The sequence below is a fragment of the Maribacter stanieri genome, assembly GCF_900112245.1.
GTDB lineage: Bacteria > Bacteroidota > Bacteroidia > Flavobacteriales > Flavobacteriaceae > Maribacter > Maribacter stanieri.
In genome coordinates, this window is the sequence record NZ_FOYX01000001.1 from 1,535,105 (window position 1) to 1,558,780 (window position 23,676).

The following is a 23,676-nucleotide window of genomic DNA, read 5'->3' on the forward strand; positions in this document are numbered from 1 at the left end:
ATATATACGATGACGACATTATTGACTTTAGCTGTTCTTGTTCTTGTAGCGATTGCCATATGGCAGTTGACTAAAATCTTTGAATTATCTCAGCTTAAAACCGAGAATCACCAAATAGCAACGGATAGTGATAACAAGAATAACGGATACATGTTATTTGCATTCTTGGTATTTATTTATGGAATAACCATTTTCAGTTTTTGGAAATACAGTAAATTCTTATTACCAGAAGCCGGTTCTGCACATGGTGAGGAGTATGATAGCCTAATGTTGGTTTCAATGGTTATTATCTTCATAGTTCAGACTTTAACCCAAGCATTATTACATTACTTTGGTTATAAATATAGTGGTAAGAAAGGTCAAAAAGCCCTTTTCTACGCAGACAATGATCGTTTAGAGTTTATCTGGACAATTATTCCTGTAATTGTGCTGGCTGGTCTTATTCTTTGGGGATTATACACATGGACAACGATAATGGATGTTAATGATGAAGATGATCCACTAATTGTAGAATTGTATGCTCAGCAATTTAACTGGACAGCAAGATATGGTGGTGGAGATAATGTTCTTGGTGGTTCTAATGTTAGAATGATTGACATTGATAAGGCTAATGTATTAGGTCTAGATGAATCAGATACTTATGCACATGATGATGTTATTGTAAAAGAATTGCATTTGCCAGTTGGAAGAAAGGTGAATTTTAAAATGCGTTCTCAAGATGTTTTACATTCTGCTTATATGCCCCACTTTAGAGCACAAATGAATTGTGTTCCAGGTATGATAACTGAGTTCTCTTTTACTCCAATTTATACAACGGAGGAAATGAGATCTAATCCAGATGTTTTGGATAAGGTAAAAAGAACGAATAAAATACGTGCAGAAAAGGCTGCAAGTACTGGTGAAGCATTAGATCCTTGGGAATTCGATTATATCTTGCTTTGTAATAAGATTTGTGGAAAATCACATTACAACATGCAGATGAAGATTATTGTAGAAACAGAGGAAGAGTATAATGCATGGATGAAAGATCAATCAACATTTGCCGAAACGGTAATGAAAGATGATACGGCTCCAGCATTTAATACAGTGAGTTCAGTTTCAGTAGGAGAATAATTCTATATTCTCTAGTTAATAAAGCTATAATAAGAAAATTAATAAAAATAAGATTTCGATTATGTCAGCAACAGCACATGCACATGTAGATGATCACGCACATGACGATCATGGACATCATCATAAAGAAACTTTTGTAACAAAGTATATCTTTAGTCAAGACCATAAAATGATTGCCAAACAATACCTTATAACAGGTGTATTGGTAATGGGTTTTATTGGTATTGCGATGTCATTATTATTTAGAATGCAATTGGCTTGGCCAGGGGAATCTTTTCCGATTTTTGAAACTCTTTTAGGTAAGTGGGCTCCAGGTGGGGTAATGGATGCTGATATTTATTTGGCGTTAGTTACCATGCACGGTACCATAATGGTCTTTTTTGTTTTGACAGCTGGTCTAAGTGGTACATTTAGTAATCTTTTGATTCCGTTGCAGATAGGTGCCCGTGATATGGCGTCAGGCTTCTTAAACATGGTTTCGTTTTGGCTGTTTTTTGTTTCTGCTGTTATAATGGTTATTTCATTATTTGTTGAAGCAGGGCCTGCAGCTGCTGGTTGGACGATTTATCCGCCATTAAGTGCATTACCTATGGCTCAGCCTGGATCTGGTTTGGGAATGACTTTATGGTTGAGTTCAATGGCAATATTCATCGCATCTTCTTTACTAGGATCTTTGAATTACATTGTTACCGTAATAAATCTAAGAACAAAGGGTATGTCAATGACGAGATTGCCTTTGACAATTTGGGCATTTTTTGTTACCGCGATTATCGGTGTAATTTCTTTCCCGGTTTTATTATCTGCAGCTCTTTTATTAATAATGGATAGAAGTTTTGGTACTTCTTTCTTCCTATCTGACATATTTATTCAAGGTGAAGTTTTACATTATCAAGGTGGCTCACCTGTTCTATTTGAACATTTGTTTTGGTTCTTAGGACACCCAGAGGTATATATTGTAATTTTACCTGCAATGGGATTAGTATCTGAGATTATGGCTACTAGTGCTCGTAAACCTATTTTTGGTTACCGTGCCATGATTGCTTCTATTCTTGCAATTGCTTTTCTTTCAACAATTGTTTGGGGTCACCACATGTTTATTTCTGGTATGAATCCATTTTTAGGATCTGTATTTACATTTACAACTTTATTAATTGCTATTCCTTCTGCTGTAAAAGCGTTTAACTGGATTACAACACTCTGGAAAGGTAATTTGCAATTAAACCCGGCAATGTTATTTTCCATTGGCTTTGTATCTACTTTTATTACTGGTGGTTTAACAGGGATTGTTTTAGGAGATAGTACGTTAGATATAAATGTTCATGATACTTATTTTGTAATTGCTCACTTCCACTTAGTAATGGGTATATCTGCATTGTACGGTTTGTTTGCGGGTGTGTACCATTGGTTCCCTGTGATGTTTGAAGGAAAACTTTTAAATAAGAATTTAGGTTATGTTCATTTTTGGGTAACTGCAATTTGTGCTTATGGTGTATTCTTCCCAATGCATTTTGTTGGTATGGCTGGTGTACCTAGAAGATATTATGAAAATACGGCTTTCCCAATGTTTGATGAACTTGCGGATATACAAGTATTAATGACTGTATTTGCTATTATTGCTGGTGCTGCTCAATTAGTATTCGTTGCAAACTTTATCTATAGCATTTTCTATGGTAAGGTTGGTCCTGTTAACCCTTGGAAATCTAATACGTTAGAATGGACTGCTGAACAAAAGCATGTACATGGTAACTGGGCTGGTGCTATACCTGAGGTTCATAGATGGTCTTATGATTATAGTAAAGTAGATGAGAATGGGGAATATTATATTCCAGGTCAAGATTACATTCCTCAACATATACCTTTGCAAGAGAATGAAGAAGAAATGAGTCATTAGACTATATAAATATAAAAAAAGCCCAACTAGCAATAGTTGGGCTTTTTTTTGTTTAGCTCTTAAGATATTGCTAAGTTGTTATAAGATTAAATTATATTAGATATCTTCATTTTATATTAGAAGTTTAGATTATGAAAAAGTTCACCCTATTAGTAGTTGTATTGTTTATCTCCTTTTCTGGTTATACACAACGTAAGCCCAAGATTAAAGGAAATAAGAATGTTATTGAAGTAAGAGAGGATTTAGCTCCATTTACGGCAATTGAATTGGTAGATGATTTGGATATTGTTATTCAAAAGGCATCACAAGAAGGTTATGCCTTAGAGCTTGATGATAATCTTTTAGATGTTCTAAAGTTTAAAGTTGATAATGGTGTTTTGAAAATATCTTCTTTTTATAATATTACTTCAAAAAAGAAATTAGAGATTACAATTTTCTTTCAAGAGTTGAGAAGTATTAAAATGCTAAATGGTAAAATTAGTATGAAAGATGTTATTTCGACGGATCGATTAAAAGTGGCTACTTTTGGTACATCTAGGTTAGAACTTAATGCTACTGCTGATATTATGGATATTACTATGGAGGAGATAAGTTCTGGTGATTTTAATTTAGCTAGTGACTCCTTAACTATTACCTTAAAAGACAGAATAGATGTTAAGTTATATACAACAGGTTCTAGCAACAATATCTATATGTATAAAAATGCTTCTGCTAAGTTGGAGGGTACTGCCGATTTTTTAATGGCAAAAATGTATGGTAATAGCTCTCTTAAAGCTGCAGACCTTCAGTCTAATGATGTCCTTTTAATTACTGAGGACTCTCCAGATATTGAAATTAGAGCATTAAACACCCTACAACTTAGTTCTAAAGGAAGTACTAGAACTAAATTGTATGGCGAGGCTAAAATTACCATCTTAGACTTTCTAGACACTTCTCGACTAGAAAAGGAAAGGAATTAATTGGCAATAGGGGCTGTCATAAGATGTTCAGGTATTCCGAAACCATCTACCAGGCTATCTAAATGCGGTCTTAACTCAGTGCATAAACGTTCAACTCTTTGGCGTATCGCTTTTGATTTATTTCCGCTAATATAGCCTTGCTCTAGATACCAAGAAGCATCTTTTCTAATTTCATGAAGTGCATATAAAGTGCCCAATTTTTCAAATAATGCTTTGTATTCTAGGTCTGCAATAGTGCTGTTATGTTCTATAAAGGATTTGTAAGCTAGTTCTGTGCTGTACGCCTTGCCAAGTGTCATTAGGTGAGTTTGAACCTTTAAAAAGGCTTGATATGACGGAATTCCTTTTTTAATATATCCTCGTATCCTCATGGCAATAGTATAGGTTAGGCGTCTTGTTCTATGTTCTAGAGCATGCACATGAAATTTAGGATTATATAAATGATCTTTGTCGGTCTTATTGGTGTAAAGAGGGTTAATGGTAGATAGTTTATCACTTAACTGTGAGCTCAACAATTTCAATACTGTTGAGAAACCTGCACTATTGAATTCTGCTTTAAAATCTGAAAGCACACCTTTAGCCGCAAGTTGTATTAATACGTTATTATCACCTTCAAAGGTGGTGAAGATATCGACGTCACCTTTTAAATCTGCAATTCGGTTTTCTAATAGATATCCTTTACCTCCACAAGCCTCTCTGCATTCTTGTATGGCATCATTTGCATACCAAGTAATTATTGATTTTAAGCCTGCAACTTGCGTTTCAATTTGTCGTTTATCTGGTTGAGATTCGTCGCAATATAACTCCATCATTTTGTCTAAAGTGATGTGGTAAACATATGCACTTGCCACTAATGGGGTTAATCGTAATTGGTGAGATGGGTAATCCATCAATAGGTCTTCTTGAATTTTTACGCTGTCATTAAACTGTCTTCTTTTTAAAGCATGTTTAATGGCTACCGTTATAGCAAATTTAGCTCCACCTAAACCAGCTCTTGCAACGCATATACGCCCACCAACTAAGGTGCCTAACATGGTAAAAAATCGCTTGTTCGGATTTTTAATCTCTGAGTAATAGTCACCGTTGCCTAGAATAGTACCATACTTATTTAATAGATTTTCTTTTGGCACCTCTACTTGATTAAACCATATTTTGCCATTATCTACTCCGTTTAGTCCTAGTTTGTATCCATTATCTTCAACTGTGATTCCCTGTAAAAGTTCATGGTTTTCATTTCTAAGTGGAACTAGAATTGCATGAACTCCTTCATTTTTACCATTAACGATTAATTGCGCGAATACCGATGCCATTTTAGAATGTATGGCATTGCCAATATATTCTTTGTTGTCATTTTTGCCTGGGGTATGTATAATAATAGTTTCGGAGTTTTTGTTATACGTTGCAGTCGTTTTAATGCCACGAACGTTAGAGCCGTGTCCGGTTTCCGTCATGGCAAAACAACCTAATAACTCTGCCGTGCCCGCTGCGCCTAAATATTTATCATGGTGTTTCTTTGTTCCAAGTTTTTGAATGCTTCCTCCAAACAGTCCAAATTGCACACCAAATTTTATCGTTAAGCTTCCATCTGCCCACATCATATTTTCAAAAATTGTGGCATAACCTTCCATGTCATTTGCACCACCGTATCCTTCAGGATAAGCCATTGCTCCATAACCTTTATCGGCTAAAAACTCAACCTGTTTTAAAACATGATTGCGAAATTCCTCTTTATCACGTCTTACTTTCCATGAGAATATGGGGTCACTCAAAACATTTCTAAAAGAATCTATGACATCTGCATGGTCTCCTTTTAGGATTTTGTCTATTTGCTTAGCTGAATATTGAGAGGCCTTTTTATCTAGATCAATATGAACATCAAATAAATGGTTGTAGTGATTGGGTTGTATGCCTAAATTTATTTCAATCTTTTTAATATGCTCATTAAAAGGGATGTTATGATGATAATGTATAGCAACCTTTTGGCTAAATGCTGTTAAGGGGTAAGTTTCATGTTCAACCAATTTTACACCGCTATTGGTTATCAATTGCTTCCAAGATTTAAGTAATTGATTTTTTGGTGGATTATTAATATTCAACCAAGTTTTCAGATGCTTTTTATCTTCATTTGATAGGGTAATGTCGTTGGAAATAGCATTGGTAACTACATTGATTTCTGATGCAGATAATAGGTCGTCTGACCATATGATATAAAATACTGGTATATACTGAAGAACAGTTGCGGTGTAATTTTCTTTTGTCATGCCATGAAATTACAATTTTTAGTTAGAATTGTATAGCCTATTTAACGCTTCATTTAGGTATAAGTTAAAATATAATAAGCTAATTTCTTATAGAATAAGTTATCTAGTGTTTGTCTATCTTTGTTAGTCTATGAACGAGCATTTAGACCCATCTGCGGAAGGTTTCTCTAATGAGGAACTGGATATTGAAAGAGCATTGAGACCCATAAATTTTGACGATTTTACAGGTCAAGAGCAAGTGCTTGAAAATCTTAAGGTATTTGTTGAGGCAGCAAATAGAAGAGGTGAGGCGTTAGATCATACCTTATTTCATGGTCCTCCGGGTTTGGGTAAGACCACATTGGCTAATATTTTAGCGAATGAGTTGGGAGTAGGGATTAAAATTACATCTGGTCCTGTTTTGGATAAACCGGGAGATTTAGCCGGACTTCTTACCAATTTAGAAGAAAGAGATGTTTTATTTATTGATGAAATACACAGATTAAGTCCTATAGTTGAAGAGTACTTGTATTCTGCCATGGAGGATTATAAGATTGATATAATGATTGAGTCTGGACCTAATGCAAGGTCTGTGCAGATTAATTTAAATCCTTTCACTTTAATTGGTGCAACCACAAGATCTGGATTGTTAACAGCGCCTATGCGTGCGAGATTTGGTATCCAAAGTAGGTTACAATATTATTCTACAGAATTGTTATCTACCATTGTGGAGCGTAGTGCAGAAATTTTAGGTGTACCCATAACTATAGATGCTGCAATAGAAATTGCTGGTAGAAGTAGAGGAACCCCTAGAATTTGTAATGCCTTATTAAGAAGGGTTAGAGATTTTGCGGAAATTAAAGGTAATGGCTCTATTGATATGGAAATATCAAGATTCAGCTTAAAGGCCTTAAACGTAGATGCGCATGGTTTAGATGAGATGGACAACAAAATTCTTACTACTTTAATAGATAAATTTAAAGGAGGTCCTGTTGGTATAACTACCTTGGCTACTGCCGTTTCTGAAAGTGCAGAAACCATTGAAGAAGTGTACGAACCTTTTTTGATACAACAAGGCTTTATTATGAGAACTCCACGTGGTCGTGAAGTAACCGAATTGGCTTACAAACACCTTGGAAGGATAAAAGGAGGAATTCAACCTGGATTGTTTTGAGTATAGACATAAAATCTAAATGGACAAATAGTATTAAAGCCGAAGCCAAACGCCTCGGTTTTTTATCATGCGGTATATCCAAGTCAGATTTTTTGGAAGAAGAGGCTCCGAGATTAGAAAAATGGCTCAATAAGAACATGAATGGCGAAATGAGCTATATGGCGAATCATTTCGATAAAAGATTAGACCCTAGGTTACTGGTTGAAGGCTCTAAATCTGTCATTTCATTATTACTAAATTATTATCCCGAAGAAACACAAACAGATGATAGCTATAAGATTTCAAAGTATGCTTACGGTCAAGATTATCATCATATCATTAAATCTAAACTTAGGCAGTTACAAGAATTTATAACCGAAGAAATCGGCGAGATAAACGGGCGTGCTTTTGTAGATTCTGCTCCAGTTTTAGATAAGGCATGGGCAGCAAAGAGTGGTTTAGGTTGGATTGGTAAGAATAGCAATTTACTAACCCAGCAAGTAGGTTCTTTTTATTTTATAGCAGAGTTGATTGTCGATATAGAATTAGAATATGACCATGCAGTAACTGACCATTGTGGCACATGTACTGCGTGCTTAGATGCATGTCCTACTCAAGCAATTGTTGAGCCTTATGTGGTAGATGGTAGTAAGTGTATTTCTTATTTTACCATTGAATTAAAGAATGAGCTTCCAAGTGAAATGAAAGGTTCTTTTGATGATTGGATGTTTGGCTGTGATGTTTGCCAAGACGTTTGTCCATGGAACCGGTTTTCTAAACCACATAATGAACCATTATTTAACCCAAACCCAGATTTACTTAGCATGACTAAAAAAGATTGGGAAGAAATTACAGTGGATGTCTTTCAGAAAGTTTTTAAAAAATCTGCTGTAAAAAGAACGAAGTACGATGGACTCACTAGAAATATCGATTTTTTAAAATAAATTAAATTTCTCAATCGTTTTCGTTGGCTATTTCTGAATAGTTATGTTCAAGGTCAGCCTTAATTATATTATATTGGTAGTCGCTCTAAATTATGTTTTTCGAAATTATAGCATATATTTTGTGAGAATGTACTAAAGATCACCATCAGATAATAATAGCTTTACTAAATGAAAATCAATAAACCAAGTCTAAATTTTTGGCAGATATTTAATATGAATGTTGGGTTTTTAGGAATCCAGTATAGTTTTGGACTTCAACAAACAGCTATTAATCCTATATTTTTATACTTAGGTGCACCAGAAGATATGCTGCCAATCTTAAATATAGCCGGTCCGGTAACTGGTTTAATCGTTCAGCCTATAATAGGAGCGATGTCAGATAAAACTTGGTCTGAAAGATGGGGTAGAAGAAAACCATATTTTTTAATAGGAGCTATATTAGGGAGTTTGTGTTTATTCGCTTTCCCTACAAGTCCGGTTTTATGGTTTGCAGTAGGTTTACTTTGGATTTTAGATGTAGGTAATAACATGGCAATGGAGCCTTATAGAGCATTCGTTGGTGATAAGTTGCCAGAAAAGCAATTGAGCTTAGGGTACCAGATGCAAAGTCTTTTTGTTGGTGCTGGTATTCTTTTGGCAAATGGATCAATTGTATTGTTTCAGTATTTATTTGGGGGAGAATCTGTAGAAGTTGCGGGTACCATACCAACATGGTTATACTACTCTTTCTATATTGGAGCCATTCTTTCTATTACAACCATTCTTTGGTCAGTTTTAAAAACATCTGAAATTCCGCCAACTTCAGAAGAATTGGTAGAAATTAATAAAGTTAAGGCTAAGCCTTTTTCAGAACGAATTGCTTTGCCATTTATAGAAATTGCAGAGTCTATAAAGAAGATGCCAAAATTCTTATGGAAACTTGGTGCTGTTTACCTCTTTCAATGGTATGCGCTGTTTATTTACTGGCAGTATACAACGCCATTATTTAAATTGACAATGGGCTATTCTACCGGCGAAGCGGCATCACAATCGGCACAAATGAGTTTAACTTACAACATTGTAACTATGGTGGTAGCTTTAGCATTAGTACCATTGTCTGTTAAGTATGGTGGTAAAAAAATCTACGCACTAAGTTTAGTCGGTACCGCAATTTCACTGTTTGCAATCCCTTTTATAGAAGACCCAATACTGGTTTTAGTACCAATGGTTTTGTTTGGAATTGGTTGGGCTGCAATGATGGGTATACCTTATACAATGGTATCTAAAGTTGTTCCGCAAGAAAGACGCGGAGTGTATATGGGTATATTGAATATGATGATTGTTATTCCAATGGGAATAGAGACACTTACATTCGGACCTATTTATAAATACTTATTGGGCGGTAATGCTGTAAATGCTATGTTATTTGCAGGGGCATTCTTTGTTATAGCCGCAGTTTTCGCAATGCGTTTAAATGTAAATGATAAAGAAAGGGTGGTTGAGTTGTAAATAGTTTGATGACTTTTTATGGTCATTTACCCACTCGTTATTTTATTTATATAAATACAGTTAGTATTTACGCTTTGTTGTAGAATACCTTTAAATTTGTTTTTTTAAAATAGAAGAGTATGAGCAATGAAAAGCTAAGAAGAGAAGCACTTATTTATCATGCAAAACCACAGCCTGGTAAGATAAAAATAGTACCCACTAAACCTTATAGTACCCAACGTGATCTTGCTCTGGCTTATTCTCCCGGTGTGGCAGAGCCATGTTTAGAAATAGCAAAGGATAAAGAGAATGCATATAAATATACTTCTAAAGGTAATTTAGTTGCTATTATTTCTAACGGTACCGCAGTATTAGGGTTAGGAAATATTGGTCCTGAAGCGTCAAAACCTGTGATGGAGGGGAAAGGTCTTCTTTTTAAGATTTTTGCTGATATCGATGGTATTGACATTGAGGTGGATACCGAAGATGTAGATAAATTTATTGAAACTGTAAAAATGATTGCACCAACTTTTGGTGGAATTAATCTTGAAGATATTAAAGCTCCAGAGGCTTTTGAAATAGAACGCAGGTTAAAAGAAGAATTGGATATACCTGTAATGCATGATGATCAACATGGTACAGCTATTATTTCTGCTGCTGCGTTGTTAAATGCATTAGAGATTGCCAACAAGAAAATGGATGAAGTTCGTATCGTAATCAGTGGTGCTGGTGCAGCTGCTGTTTCATGTACGAAGTTATACAAGGCATTTGGCGCTAAGGCAGAGAATATAGTGATGCTTGATAGTAAAGGTGTAATTAGAAAAGATGCTGAAAACTTATCGCCAGCAAAGAAAGAATTTGCTACCGATAGAACAATAGATACTCTAGATGAAGCTATGGTAGATGCCGATGTATTCGTTGGTTTATCTATAGCAAATGTAGTAACGCCGAATATGTTACTCTCAATGGCTAAGAACCCTATTGTTTTTGCAATGGCAAATCCGGATCCAGAGATAGCTTATGATTTAGCAGTTGCCACTAGAAAAGATATTATAATGGCAACGGGAAGATCTGATCATCCTAATCAAGTAAATAATGTGCTTGGTTTTCCGTTCATATTTAGAGGTGCTTTAGATGTTAGGGCTACTGCTATAAATGAGGCTATGAAAATGGCAGCAGTAAAAGCTTTGGCAGATTTAACAAGACAACCTGTACCAGAGCAAGTGAATATTGCATACGGTGAAACAAGATTAACTTTTGGTAAGGAATATATTATACCTAAGCCTTTTGATCAGCGATTAATATATGAAATACCACCTGCTGTTGCTAAAGCTGCAATGGAGAGTGGTGTAGCCAAAGCTCCGATTGATGATTGGGATAAATATAGAGAGGAGCTAATGCTTCGTTCGGGTAACGATAATAAAGTTGTTCGTTTATTGCATGCCAGAGCTCGCAGTCATGCTAAGAAAATAGTATTTGCAGAAGCAGATCATTTAGATGTGTTGAAAGCTGCACAGATTGTTCATGAAGAAGGTATTGCAATACCTATTCTTTTAGGTAGAAAAGATATTATTCTTGAATTAAAGAAAGAGTTGGAGTTTGATGCTGATCTTGATATCATTGATCCAATGTCAGAGGAATTCGATGAACGTCATGTTCGTTATGCTACCAAATACTGGGAAAGCCGTAAGCGTAGTGGAGTAACTTTTTACAGTGCGAAGATAAAAATGCGTGAGCGTAATTATTTTGGTGCTATGATGGTTCTTGAAGGCGATGCTGACGGAATGATTTCTGGTTACTCTAGAGCATACCCTACAGTGGTGAAACCAATTTTAGAAGTAATTGGTAGAGCTACAGGAGTTAAGAAAGTTGCAACAGTTAATATTATGATAACCGAAAGAGGTCCTTTGTTTTTGGCAGATACCTCTATAAACATTGAACCTAATGCAGAAGAACTTGCGGACATTGCAAAAATGACAGCAAAAGTTGCTTCTACTTTTGGGTTTGATCCTGTATTGGCTATGTTAAGTTATGCCAACTTTGGCTCTTCGACGCATCCTAATGCAAGAAAGGTTAGAGAAGCTGTGCGTATTTTGCATGAGACCGCGCCAGATTTGGTGGTAGATGGTGAAATACAAATGGATTTTGCATTAAACAGAGAGTTGCATGAGAGCAAGTTCCCGTTTTCTAAACTAGCTGGTAGAAAAGTGAATACGTTGATTTTTCCTAATTTAGAATCTGCGAACATTACCTATAAACTTTTAAAAGAATTAAATGGGGCAGAATCTATAGGTCCTATTGTAGTTGGGTTAAGAAAAGCAGTTCATATTATGCAATTAGGTGCAAGTGTTGATGAAATTGTGAATATGGCAGCTGTAGCGGTAATTGATGCTCAAGAACGTGAAAAGCGAAAGAAAGCAAAAGAAACTAAATAAGGTTTAATCAAATAATAATACAAATAGGGAAATTGGTAGGCATACTTCTTTCCCTTTTTAATTTATAAAAATCATGATACATCACTTAAGAGGAAAACTAGTAGAGAAAAACCCCACTCATATTATAATCGAATGTGGCGGAGTCGGGTATTTTGTGAATATTTCTTTGAATACATTTTCTAAGCTACCTGAACAGGAAAATATTTCAGTTTATACCCATCTTCAAGTAAAAGAAGATTCTCATACTTTATTTGGATTTGTAGAGAAATCTGAACGCGAAATATTCCGTTTATTATTGTCCGTTTCTGGTATTGGTTCAAGTATAGCCAGAACCATGCTTTCTTCAATGTCTCCATCTCAAGTAAGAGATGCAATTGCCAATGGAGATGTTGCATCTATACAAGCCGTAAAAGGTATAGGAGCTAAAACAGCTCAACGTGTAATTTTAGATCTTAGAGATAAGGTATTAAAAGTTTACGATATAGATGAACTTTCGCTAAGTACAAACAATACAAATAAAGATGAAGCGTTATCTGCTTTAGAAGTTCTAGGCTTCGCACGTAAACAATCAGAGAGGGTTGTCGATAAAGTGCTTAGTCAAGATGCTTCCCTAAGTGTCGAGAATATAATTAAACTCGCGCTCAAAAATTTGTAATAAGTTTGAAAAACGGGGTAACTAAATTTCTTAAAATTTCTTTTAAGCACATCTTTCTTTTCTGTATGTTTTTTACTTCTACGGCAATTGTCGTGGCACAAGAGACAGAAGAACAAGAAATTGATTCTGTGAAAACAGGTTTTGATCTGGGTAGAATTCTAATTGAAAATCCAGACAGTATCGTTTCTAGATATATTTACGATCCAAAACTTGATCGTTATATTTATAATGAGAGCGTGGGCGATTTCAATATTGGCTATCCGATTATACTAACTCCTGATCAGTATTTTAAACTAATAGAGGAGGAGGGAATAAAATCTTACTTTAAAGAAAAATCAGATGCCTTTTCTGGTAGAAAAGAAGGAAGTGAAGAAGCTCGTAAAAACTTACTTCCAAATTTCTATGTCAATAACGATTTCTTTTCCACCATATTTGGAGGTAATACTATAGAAATAATCCCTCAAGGTTCTGTTGCAATGGATTTAGGGGTGATATGGCAAAAGAATGATAACCCATCGTTGTCACCAAGAAATAGAACAAACCTATCTTTTGATTTTGATCAACGTATTAGTCTTAGTATGTTGGGAAAAATTGGAGAGCGTTTACAAGTGACAGCTAATTACGATACAGAAGCTACCTTTGATTTCCAGAATATAGTTAAGCTAGATTATACGCCAACAGAAGATGATATTATTCAGTCTATTGAGGTTGGTAACGTAAATATGCCGCTTAATAGCTCTTTAATACAGGGAGCACAAAGTTTATTTGGTGTTAAAACAAAATTACAATTTGGGAAAACATCTGTTACAGCTGTTTTCTCTGAGCAACGTTCTCAAAATAACACTGTTGTTGCTCAAGGTGGTGGAACTTTAAACGAGTTCTCTTTGACTGCGTTGGACTATGATGAGAATAGACACTTTTTCTTAGCGCAATATTTCAGGGATAATTACGACGCTGCACTATCTTCTTATCCTTATATACAAAGTCAAGTACAAATTACCCGTATAGAAGTTTGGATTACGAATAGATCTCAACAGACATTGAATGTGCGTAATGTAGTGGCTATACAAGATTTAGGTGAGGCAGATAGAGATAAAACAAGAGTAGGTCAAAATAATGGTAGTGGGGGTGGATTCTTTAATGGTCCTGCAGATTTAAGACCTCGAAACAATGCCAATGATTATGATCCTGCATTAATTCTTACGAATAATGGTGCTCTAAATGATAATATTAGAGAAATAGCAACAGTAGAAAGTGGTTTCAATGCTGGTAGTTTTGCTGGTGGATATAGTCCAAATCAAGGTTTTGATTATGCCTATTTAGAAAATGCTAGAAAATTAGAGCAGGGTAGAGATTTCGATTTTAATTCTCAATTAGGGTATATTTCTTTAAACCAACGTTTAAGTAATGATGAAGTTTTAGGGGTTGCTTATCAATATACCTTTCAAGGTCAAGTATACCAAGTTGGTGAATTTGCAAATGGGGGCATTGAAGCTACTACGGTTACTGAACAAGTTAACACGGTTATTGAAAATAACACGTTGATTCTAAAACTTCTTAAAAGTAATATTACCAATATCACTGACCCAATTTGGGATTTGATGATGAAGAATATTTATGCTACTGGGGCATATAGTTTAAGCGAAGAGGATTTTAAGATGAATATTTTGTATTCTGATCCTACCTCAAGAAACTATATAACACCGGTAGAAGAAGGTCCTGGTTCTGGTTGGCCGGAAGGTTTGGAAGAACGGATTCTTTTAAATGTTTTTAATCTAGATAGGTTAAATGTCTATAACGATATTCAGCCTGGCGGTGATGGTTTCTTCGATTTTATAAGTGGTCAGACCATAGATGTTCAAAATGGTAGAATTATTTTCACTAAAATTGAGCCATTTGGGGAGTCGTTATATGAGCAGTTAGAGAATGGTAACAGTGGTCAGTATGACGTTACTTCAGGCTATAATGCCAACCAAGAGAAGTATGTTTTTAGAGATATGTACTCGTTGACAAAAACAGCTGCATTACAAGATCCAGAGAAAAATAAATTCTTATTAAAAGGTACGTACAAATCTGAAGGTAGTAATGGTATTTCTATAGGTGCCTTTAATGTTCCTCAAGGTTCGGTAACCGTTACTGCAAATGGTAGAACATTGCAAGAGGGTATCGATTATACGGTAAATTATCAATCGGGTACAGTTCAAATATTAGATCCTAGTTTAGAAGCTTCAAACGTGCCTATTAACATATCCGTAGAAAATAATGCGGTTTTTGGGCAACAAACACGTCGTTTTACGGGTGTAAATGTAGAACATCAGTTTAGCGAAAAATTTGTTTTAGGTGGTACGTTATTGAATCTTAATGAGCGTCCTTTAACTCAGAAATCTACTTACGGAGTAGAATCTGTAAACAATACTATTTTTGGATTAAATGGTAATTTTTCAACTGAAGTTCCTTTCTTAACACGCATGGTAAACAAATTGCCAAATATAGATACAGATGTTCCGTCTAATGTTTCTATACGTGCAGAAATGGCTGCTTTAATACCAAGTTCTCCTAAGAATGCAGATTTTGAAGGTGAGACAACTACGTATTTAGATGATTTTGAAGGAGCTCAGGCGCTAATAGATATTAGAGCATCCCTTGGGTGGTCACTTGCAAGTATGCCGTTGGAATTTGGTAATGGAGGTCAGCCTTTTGGCAGTTCCCCTGAAGATCCTGCTAACTTATTGAATGGATATGGTAGAGCTAAATTATCTTGGTATACTATAGATCCGATTTTTTATACGACACAAAGACCATCTACGGTTAGTGATGATGATATATCAACTAATGCCACTCGTAGAGTTTATATTGATGAGGTTTTTCCAGAGACAGATGTAGCTCAAGGGCAAACACAGGTACAAACCACTTTAGATATGGTTTACTACCCAACTACTAAAGGTCCTTATAATAACAATCCAGATTTTGAAACTGAAGCTCCTACTGAAAAATGGGGTGGAATGATGCGTTCTCTAAGTAGTACAGATTTTGAGCAAAGTAATGTTGAATTCGTTCAGTTCTGGGTAATGGATCCTTATGTAGATGGTATTGCCAATGGTCCAGGTGAGTTGGTTCTTAACTTGGGTAATATTTCTGAAGATATTCTACGCGATGGTAAAAAGCAATATGAAAACGGACTGCCAGGTGTAAATAGTAATGATTTTGTTTCACCAACTTCTTGGGGTGAAGTACCTGCTACGCAATCTTTAGTGTATGCATTTGATGCCGATGAAAATAATAGAGGTTTACAAGATATTGGTTTTGATGGTTTAAATGATGTTGCTGAAGCTGACGTGTTTACCAATAACGGCGGTGAAGATCCTGCTTTAGATAACTATGCCTACTACTTAAATAGAGAAGGGAGTATCTTAAATAGGTATTTAGACTTCAACAACCCAGAAGGGAATTCACCAGTTTCTGTTACCAATACGGATAGAGGTTCTACAACATTACCAGATGTGGAAGATGTTGACAGAGATTTAACCATGAATACGGTTAACAGTTATTATGAATATAGAATTGCAATAAAGCCGAATACAACCATAAATGATGAGTATGTTACCGATATTATTGAAGGTACAGCTACTGGAGATGTTAGAATACCTAATGGTGATAATGTAAATTACCGTTGGATTCAGTATAAAATTCCATTAAGCGATTTTACTGATGCTATTGGTGGTATTACTGATTTTAGATCTATCAGCTTTATGAGAATGTATATGACTGGTTTTAATAGTCCAACAATTCTTCGTTTTGCTACATTAGATTTAGTTAGGGGAGATTGGCGTACATATACAAATACATTACAAGATAAAAATATTGATAGTGACCCGTCTGATGATGGTACTACCTTAGATGTAAATACAGTAAATATTGAGGAAAATAGTAGTAGAACTCCAATACCTTATGTATTGCCACCGGGTGTAATTAGAGAACAATTAAATAATAACAATACTATTATTCGTCAAAACGAACAATCACTTTCTTTGACGGTTTCTAATTTAGAGTCTGAAGATTCTAGAGGAGTATTCAAAAATTTAAATGTTGATATTCGTCAGTATGAGAAATTGAAAATGTTCATTCATGCCGAAAAAATTGTAGATAGTGATTATGCAGATACCTCTACACCTTTAGTTGGTTTCTTGCGTATGGGTACAGATTTTACTCAAAACTATTATCAAATAGAATTGCCATTAGAGTTCACTCCATTTTCAGCGGTTGCAGATGATGAGATATGGCCAGAGAATAATGAGATGAATATTGAGCTTAGTGATTTAACAAAGGTTAAATCACAATGGATAGCAGATGGTGATCTTAGTGATGTTCGATATTTTGAAATTGATAACGGAGAAGTTATACCTGTTGGTGAATTTGATGTTCGTTCTCCAGGTAGAATACGTATAGGTATTAAAGGTAATCCTTCATTAGGTAGTATTCGTACTATGATGGTAGGTGTAAAGAACCAAGATATATTGCCAGCAAGGGGAGAGGTTTGGTTCAATGAACTTCGTCTTGCAGGTTTAGACAATAATGGGGGCTGGGCAGCAATTGCTGCGCTTGATGCCAATATCGCAGATTTTGCCAATATAAGTGCAACAGGTAGTAAAAGTACATCTGGTTTTGGTTCTATAGATCAAATGCCAAATGAACGTGCTCGTGAAGATGCAATTTCTTATGATATTGTTACTAATGTAAACGTTGGGCAATTGCTTCCTAAAAAATGGGGAATTCAATTACCGTTCAATTATGGAGTATCGGAGCAAATGATTACTCCGGAATTTGACCCTGTTTATGATGATTTAAAATTAGATGATAGAATAGCTGCAGAAAGTACTCAAGAAGGTAAAGATGATGTGTTAGAGCAAGCGGAAGATTATACAAAGCGTACGAGTATCAATTTAATTGGTGTTAGAAAAGATCGTGGAGAAGAAGCGGATGCTAATTTTTATGATGTTGAGAACTTTACTTTTAACTACAGCTATAATGAAACCGATCACAGAGATTTTGAGATAGCAGAATTAAGAGAGCAAAGTGTAAATACCGGTTTTGTCTACAATCACAGTTTTGAGCCTGTAGAAGTTGCTCCGTTTGCTAAAAAAGATTCGCTTTTTAACGGTAAATATTGGAAATGGTTAAAAGACCTTAATCTTAATTTGTTGCCATCTAATATTGGTGTTACTTCTAATATTAATAGGCAGTTTAATGCACAAAGATTTAGAGATGTGTATACGGATGGTGAAGATAGAATTGAATTGCCAGAGTTGCAGCAACGTAATTATTTATTTAATTGGCAATATGCGGTAAATTATAATCTTACTAAATCATTACGTTTAAACTTAACCGGGTCTAATAATAATATTGTTAGAAATTATTTAGACGAGAATGAACCTTTAGAATCTACCGATAGAATTAATAATGAATTGGGAATGTGGGATGGTTTCTTTGATGTTGGTGAGCCAAACAGGCATTCTCAAGAGCTACAATTAAATTATGAATTGCCTTTTTCTAAAATTCCTGCACTAGACTTTATAAGTACACAATATACTTACACAAGTAATTTTGATTGGCAAAGAGGTGGAGATGCTTTATTTGAAGTTGCTGGCGAATATATTAATACAGTGCAGAATGCCAATACGCATACTATTACATCATCAATGACTTTGCAAAAGTTCTATGACAAAATAGGACTTAAAAAACGAGAAGCTCCAAAAGCAAAAACTTCGGGTCCTATTAGAAGAGATAAATCTGGAGCATTGTCAGAAGATCAAGAAAAAATAAAAGGTAAAACAAGCGATTTGTTCAATACCGTTGTTGATATTGTAACTATGGTGAAGAGATTAAATCTTAACTATAGTGAAAATAGTGGTACGGTATTACCAGGTTACACACAGTCAGTTGGCTTTGTTGGTACAACAAAGCCAACAATTGGTTTCTTGTTCGGTAGTCAAGCAGATGTTCGTTTTGAAGCTGCTAGAAATGGTTGGCTAACAAGTTTTGAGCAATTTAATGAGCAATTCATCCAAAGAACAAATAAGCAGTTGAATATTACAGCTACGGCACAACCAACAAAAGACATTACAATTGATTTGGTAGCAGATAGACAGTATTCAGACAGTTATCAAGAAAATTTTAATGTTGTTGACCAAGAGTATAATCTACAATTAGGTAACAATTACGGTAGTTTTAGTATTTCTACTATGATGATAGGTACTGCTTTTGGAAAGAGTGATGAGTTTGATTCAAGTACTTTTCAAGAGTTTAAGGATAACAGAATTACTATTGCGAACAGAATAGCATTAGAACAGGGTATTCCTGTGCAACCAAATGGCGAATTTCCGGTTGGTTATGGAAAAACACAACAAAGTGTTTTGTTGCCTGCTTTCTTTGCAGCGTATACTGGGCAAGATGCAAGTCGTGTAAACTTAGATACATTTAGAGATATTCCTATTCCTAACTGGAGTATCAAGTATACCGGTCTAATGAAGAGCAAGTGGTTTAAAAAGAAATTCAAGCGTTTTTCTTTAAGTCATGGGTATCGTGCAGCATATAGTATTAACTCGTATCAAACGAACTTAGAGAAGGTACAATTGATTAATGATGGGGCTTCTCCAACTAATGCTGAGAATAATGACCTTTTGCCAGATTTAATTCTAAATAATGTAGTGCTTACAGATCAGTTCAACCCATTAATACGTGTAGATTTTGAAATGATCAATTCTGTTAGTGTACTGGCTGAGGTAAGAACAGATAGGGCATTATCATTAAGTTTCGATAATGATTTAATGACAGAAATTAATGGTAAAGAATATACTGTTGGTTTAGGTTATCGTTTTAAAGATGTAAAGTTTGTTACTAATATTGGTGGAAATAAGACACGTTTAAAGGGAGATTTAAATTTAAAAGCAGATGTTACGCTACGTGATAATATTACCATTATCAGAAATTTAGATATCAATAATAATCAAATTACATCTGGGCAAAATTTAATGTCATTGAAGTTTACTGCCGATTATGCTTTGAGCAAGAACTTAAATGCATTGTTCTTTTATGATCATTCATTTTCAAAGTTTGCTGTTTCAACCGCATTTCCACAAACAACTATTAATACAGGATTCACTATTCGTTACAATTTTGGTAATTAATAGTTCAATTGAAATAAATGAAGTGCGAATGAAATTGTGCACTTTTGAACAAATCATAACATCTGTATTTATTTTGATAACCTAAGTTGAAAACTTTACATTTGCCGAAGTAAAAAATAATAAACGATTATAATGAATATACCAGCTGAATTAAAATATACAAAAGACCACGAGTGGGTTAAGATAGACGGTGATATAGCAACCGTAGGTATTACAGATTTCGCACAAGGTGAATTAGGTGATATTGTTTACGTAGAAGTAGATACCTTAGATGAGAGTTTGGATCGTGAAGCAATATTTGGTACGGTAGAAGCAGTAAAAACTGTTTCTGACTTATTCTCTCCTTTATCTGGTGAGATTATCGAGTTCAACGAAGCTTTAGAAGATGAGCCTGAAAAAGTAAATTCTGATCCTTATGGAGCAGGATGGATGGTGAAAATAAAAATTAGTAATGCAAGCGAAGTAGAAGATTTATTGAGCGATGCTGCATATAAAGAGATAATTGGTGGTTAAAAACACTGTTTATAAAGTACTTTTCATAAGCTGGATGATGTTTGTAACATTTTTCAGCTTATTTTCTTTTTCAGATGTTGGTACCTCAAGCATCAATATTCCCCATATAGATAAGGCGGTTCATTTTACCTTTTATTTTGGTGTTGTAGTGCTAGGGTACATGGCAATATCTAAGAAAAGAGGTGTGGGTGCAGGTGAGTCTAAGTTATTGTGGTACATTGTTTTATTCGCGGTACTGTACGGCATAATTATTGAAGTGTTACAACATGTGGCAACGTTAGATAGGCACGGAGATCCTTTGGATGCACTAGCTAATTCTACAGGAGCTATTGTAGGAATGTTGGTCTTACGATTTTTATTTTTTCGCACCTCGTCGTTAAAATGAAAATTTTAGTTGCATTTTTATGGATTAATTAGTTAAATTAGCAATCACTAAATTGAATATATATGGAACCTAAAAAGAATCCTAAGGCGGATTTAACAAAGAACAGCAGTCTTTATTTCGTTATCGGTTTATTCGCAGTAATGTTATTTACTTACGTAGCATTTGAGTGGAAAACGTATGATGAGGTAAATGATTATGATATTTCTATGAATGTGGATGATCTTTTAGATGAAGAAGTTCCAATGACAGAACAGATTAAAACTCCACCACCTCCACCGCCACCAGCTGCACCTGAAATTATTGAAGTTGTAGAAGATGAAGAAGAGGTTGAAGAAACTGTAATCGAATCTACTGAAACTAGTCAAGAAGAAGAAATCGTTGAGGTTGAAGACGTTGTTGTTGATGAAATCGAAGAAGACGTTGATGTTCCTTTTGCTGTTATTGAAGATGTACCTGTATTTCCAGGTTGTGAAAGTGAGAGCGATAAAAGAGCTTGTTTTAACAAAATGATTCAAAAACACATTGGTAAAAACTTCCGTTACCCAGAAATTGCTCAAGAAATGGGTGTTCAAGGTAGAGTTAGTGTAATGTTCGTAATCCAGAAAGATGGTAGTATTGGTAACGTTAGAATGCGTGGGCCGGATAAAAACTTAGAAGCTGAAGCTGCTAGAATTATCAGTAAATTACCAAAAATGACTCCTGGTAAGCAGAGAGGTAGAGCAGTACGTGTTCCTTTTAGTATTCCAATTAATTTTAAATTACAATAGTATTTTATTACTATTTTAAATGATATAAAAAAAATCCCGAGCAGTTTGCTCGGGATTTTTTTTGGTATTAATTTTTTAATAGAAATCTATTTTTTTAAACTGGTATAAAAAATGTTTCTCATTCGTTCAGGGCTAATAAATCCGGTTCCGAATTCAGCATCATATTTAGAAGAGATTGATGTATTCTTTTCTACCTGTTCTAGGGTGTCACCAGAGGCTATAGCCTTAATTATGCTTGCTTCTATGGTTTTTAGCATTTCAAGGTAGGTTATTAATTTTTGCTTGTTTGAGGGTCTGCCATGACCAGGTATGATTATAGTATCATCATCAATAACCATAATCGCTTTTTCTATAGCTGCTATATAACCTTCAACACTACCGCCATTCTTTAAGTCCATATAAGGATATCGACCAGAAAAATAAGTGTCACCCATATGAAGTACATTGTTTTTGACAAAATAAATCATTGCATCACTATTTGTATGGGCATTATGTACGTGAAATGCCATTATGGTTTCATCGTTTTCAAACAATTGTAATTCTTCTGAAAAGGTAATTTCTGGTAAAATTTCTTCACCTAGTTCTGGTTGCTCTTCTAGCTTTTTCTCGAGACTTTTTCTAACATTATTTTGGGCGATTAGTATTGTGGATTCAGAATTAAACTCTGCATTACCACCTGTGTGGTCACCATGTAAATGTGTATTTATTAAATATTTTAATGGTTTGTCGGTAATGCTTGAGATAGCTTGTTTTATTTTAGGACTTAATCTGGCAAATTGATCGTCTATCATAAAACTGTGGTTACCGTTAACATAGAGACCAATATTTCCTCCTTGACCAGTAAGCATATATACTTCGCTAGTAAGCGTGTCAATTGTAATGGTAACTTCTTTCTCTTGACTCCAGCAAATAGAGTGAATTAGAAGAAGTGTAATAAGTAAGTTTAAATGTTTCATTTTTAAGTGTTAAAGTGTTAATTTCTTGGCTTTCAAATATACTAGAAATAAAGGTTTAAGGTTGCAGAAATATAGTAGGGGGGTTATCTTTGCAGACCTATTTAAAAAATATGAAAACGGCTATTGGTTCGATGAAAAATAATGCACTTGCATTGTTATTTACCGATTTTAAGGAAATTACCAAGGCTAGATTGGCTATTAGTGTCGTTTTTTCATCCATTGCAGGCTATTTCTTAGGAGCCTACGAAATTCAATGGTTTCAAGTTTTCTTATTGGCATTTGGCGGTTATTGTATGGTAGGGGCTAGCAATGCCTATAACCAGGTTATTGAGAAAGATTTAGATGCTTTAATGAAGCGTACTAAAAATAGACCTATACCCGCTGGTCGTATGACGGTTAATTTCGCCATGACTATTGCGGTTGTATTGACCTTGCTTGGTATTTTATCGTTATATCTGTTAAACCCTAAAACAGCAATGTTTGGGGCTATTTCTATATTTCTTTATACCAGCGTGTATACCCCGTTAAAAACCATTACTCCTTTGGCGGTATTTGTTGGAGCCATACCAGGAGCAATTCCTTTTATGTTGGGTTGGGTAGCAGCCACCGATGATTTTGGTATTGAGCCGGGTACCTTGTTTATGATTCAATTCTTTTGGCAATTCCCACATTTTTGGGCACTGGGGTGGATGTTAGATGATGATTATAGAAGTGGTGGTTTTAAAATGTTGCCAACAGGTAAAAAAGATGCGGCTACTGTGCTTCAAATTATAATGTACACTATTTGGATGATGGCGGTTTCCGTAATTCCTGTTTTTGGAATTACGGGTAGATTACAGTTGTCTGTAGTAGCAGCGGTAATAATCTTTTTAATGGGTGCGGTAATGTTAGGATTCGCTTTTCAACTTTACAGAAAAAAGGACAATGTTTCAGCAAGAAAATTAATGTTAGCAAGCGTTAGTTATATAACATTGATGCAAATTGTTTACGTAATAGATAAATTTTTAGCTTAAT

Annotated in this window: 15 protein-coding genes; 13 read left to right on the top strand and 2 right to left on the bottom strand. The window is 34.9% G+C overall.

Annotation, left to right across the window (positions count from 1 at the left end; translation table 11 throughout):
* The first annotated feature begins 9 nt into the window (after positions 1-9).
* From BM296_RS06560 to BM296_RS06570, 3 genes are all read left to right on the top strand, one after another.
* Complete coding sequence (locus tag BM296_RS06560) at positions 10-1,113, top strand: cytochrome c oxidase subunit II (protein WP_091902296.1); 1,104 nt, start codon at positions 10-12, stop codon at positions 1,111-1,113.
* A gap of 61 nt (positions 1,114-1,174) precedes the next feature.
* Positions 1,175-3,004 carry a cytochrome c oxidase subunit I gene (locus BM296_RS06565; protein ID WP_027064970.1) on the top strand — a complete coding sequence of 610 codons (1,830 nt, stop codon included), beginning with the start codon at positions 1,175-1,177 and terminating at the stop codon, positions 3,002-3,004.
* Positions 3,005-3,135: 131 nt separating this feature from the next.
* Positions 3,136-3,963 (top strand): GIN domain-containing protein, encoded by an 828-nt coding sequence (locus BM296_RS06570; protein ID WP_091902298.1) that lies wholly within the window; start codon positions 3,136-3,138, stop codon positions 3,961-3,963.
* Here the strand turns inward: BM296_RS06570 and BM296_RS06575 are convergent.
* Complete coding sequence (locus tag BM296_RS06575) at positions 3,960-6,224, bottom strand: acyl-CoA dehydrogenase family protein (RefSeq protein WP_091902300.1); 2,265 nt, start codon at positions 6,222-6,224, stop codon at positions 3,960-3,962. The two genes, BM296_RS06570 and BM296_RS06575, sit on opposite strands and share 4 nt — an antisense overlap.
* 130 nt (positions 6,225-6,354) lie before the next feature.
* Between BM296_RS06575 and ruvB the strand changes: the two genes are divergently transcribed.
* The 9 genes from ruvB (at position 6,355) to BM296_RS06620 (ending at position 21,706) form a co-directional block, all read left to right on the top strand.
* Complete coding sequence (ruvB, locus tag BM296_RS06580; protein WP_027064967.1) at positions 6,355-7,377, top strand: Holliday junction branch migration DNA helicase RuvB; 1,023 nt, start codon at positions 6,355-6,357, stop codon at positions 7,375-7,377.
* 2 nt (positions 7,378-7,379) lie between these two features.
* The gene (gene queG, locus BM296_RS06585; protein WP_091902965.1) at positions 7,380-8,300 is read left to right on the top strand and encodes a tRNA epoxyqueuosine(34) reductase QueG; all 921 of its coding nucleotides are present in this window, start codon (positions 7,380-7,382) and stop codon (positions 8,298-8,300) included.
* A gap of 168 nt (positions 8,301-8,468) precedes the next feature.
* A complete protein-coding gene (locus BM296_RS06590; protein WP_027064965.1) occupies positions 8,469-9,788 on the top strand; it encodes an MFS transporter in 1,320 nt (439 codons plus the stop codon).
* Positions 9,789-9,907: 119 nt separating this feature from the next.
* A complete protein-coding gene (locus BM296_RS06595; RefSeq protein ID WP_091902310.1) occupies positions 9,908-12,202 on the top strand; it encodes an NADP-dependent malic enzyme in 2,295 nt (764 codons plus the stop codon).
* Between the two features lie 73 nt (positions 12,203-12,275).
* Positions 12,276-12,857: a Holliday junction branch migration protein RuvA gene (gene ruvA / locus BM296_RS06600; RefSeq protein WP_027064963.1), complete on the top strand. Its 582-nt coding sequence runs from the start codon at positions 12,276-12,278 to the stop codon at positions 12,855-12,857.
* A 5-nt stretch (positions 12,858-12,862) separates the two neighbouring features.
* Positions 12,863-20,041 carry a T9SS outer membrane translocon Sov/SprA gene (gene sov, locus BM296_RS06605; protein WP_394365298.1) on the top strand — a complete coding sequence of 2,393 codons (7,179 nt, stop codon included), beginning with the start codon at positions 12,863-12,865 and terminating at the stop codon, positions 20,039-20,041.
* Positions 20,042-20,173: 132 nt separating this feature from the next.
* Complete coding sequence (gene gcvH / locus BM296_RS06610; protein WP_027064961.1) at positions 20,174-20,554, top strand: glycine cleavage system protein GcvH; 381 nt, start codon at positions 20,174-20,176, stop codon at positions 20,552-20,554.
* Positions 20,547-20,939 (top strand): VanZ family protein, encoded by a 393-nt coding sequence (locus BM296_RS06615; protein WP_143099052.1) that lies wholly within the window; start codon positions 20,547-20,549, stop codon positions 20,937-20,939. The genes gcvH and BM296_RS06615 overlap by 8 nt, the downstream gene beginning before the upstream one ends.
* Before the next feature lie 62 nt (positions 20,940-21,001).
* The gene (locus tag BM296_RS06620) at positions 21,002-21,706 is read left to right on the top strand and encodes an energy transducer TonB (protein ID WP_027064959.1); all 705 of its coding nucleotides are present in this window, start codon (positions 21,002-21,004) and stop codon (positions 21,704-21,706) included.
* Positions 21,707-21,792: 86 nt separating this feature from the next.
* Here BM296_RS06620 and BM296_RS06625 read toward each other — a convergent pair whose 3' ends face one another.
* Positions 21,793-22,662 carry an MBL fold metallo-hydrolase gene (locus BM296_RS06625; protein ID WP_091902314.1) on the bottom strand — a complete coding sequence of 290 codons (870 nt, stop codon included), beginning with the start codon at positions 22,660-22,662 and terminating at the stop codon, positions 21,793-21,795.
* Between the two features lie 110 nt (positions 22,663-22,772).
* Between BM296_RS06625 and cyoE the strand changes: the two genes are divergently transcribed.
* The gene (cyoE, locus tag BM296_RS06630) at positions 22,773-23,675 is read left to right on the top strand and encodes a heme o synthase (RefSeq protein ID WP_091902316.1); all 903 of its coding nucleotides are present in this window, start codon (positions 22,773-22,775) and stop codon (positions 23,673-23,675) included.
* Position 23,676 lies beyond the last annotated feature (1 nt).

Excerpts from the sequence above, each read along its gene's own strand:
- BM296_RS06560 (WP_091902296.1), top strand. The coding sequence starts at position 10 with ATGACGACATTATTGACTTTAGCTGTTCTTGTTCTTGTAGCGATTGCC.
- BM296_RS06565 (WP_027064970.1), top strand. The coding sequence starts at position 1,175 with ATGTCAGCAACAGCACATGCACATGTAGATGATCACGCACATGACGAT.
- BM296_RS06570 (WP_091902298.1), top strand. The coding sequence starts at position 3,136 with ATGAAAAAGTTCACCCTATTAGTAGTTGTATTGTTTATCTCCTTTTCT.
- BM296_RS06575 (WP_091902300.1), bottom strand. The coding sequence starts at position 6,224 with ATGACAAAAGAAAATTACACCGCAACTGTTCTTCAGTATATACCAGTA.
- ruvB (WP_027064967.1), top strand. The coding sequence starts at position 6,355 with ATGAACGAGCATTTAGACCCATCTGCGGAAGGTTTCTCTAATGAGGAA.
- BM296_RS06590 (WP_027064965.1), top strand. The coding sequence starts at position 8,469 with ATGAAAATCAATAAACCAAGTCTAAATTTTTGGCAGATATTTAATATG.
- BM296_RS06595 (WP_091902310.1), top strand. The coding sequence starts at position 9,908 with ATGAGCAATGAAAAGCTAAGAAGAGAAGCACTTATTTATCATGCAAAA.
- ruvA (WP_027064963.1), top strand. The coding sequence starts at position 12,276 with ATGATACATCACTTAAGAGGAAAACTAGTAGAGAAAAACCCCACTCAT.
- gcvH (WP_027064961.1), top strand. The coding sequence starts at position 20,174 with ATGAATATACCAGCTGAATTAAAATATACAAAAGACCACGAGTGGGTT.
- BM296_RS06620 (WP_027064959.1), top strand. The coding sequence starts at position 21,002 with ATGGAACCTAAAAAGAATCCTAAGGCGGATTTAACAAAGAACAGCAGT.
- BM296_RS06625 (WP_091902314.1), bottom strand. The coding sequence starts at position 22,662 with ATGAAACATTTAAACTTACTTATTACACTTCTTCTAATTCACTCTATT.
- cyoE (WP_091902316.1), top strand. The coding sequence starts at position 22,773 with ATGAAAACGGCTATTGGTTCGATGAAAAATAATGCACTTGCATTGTTA.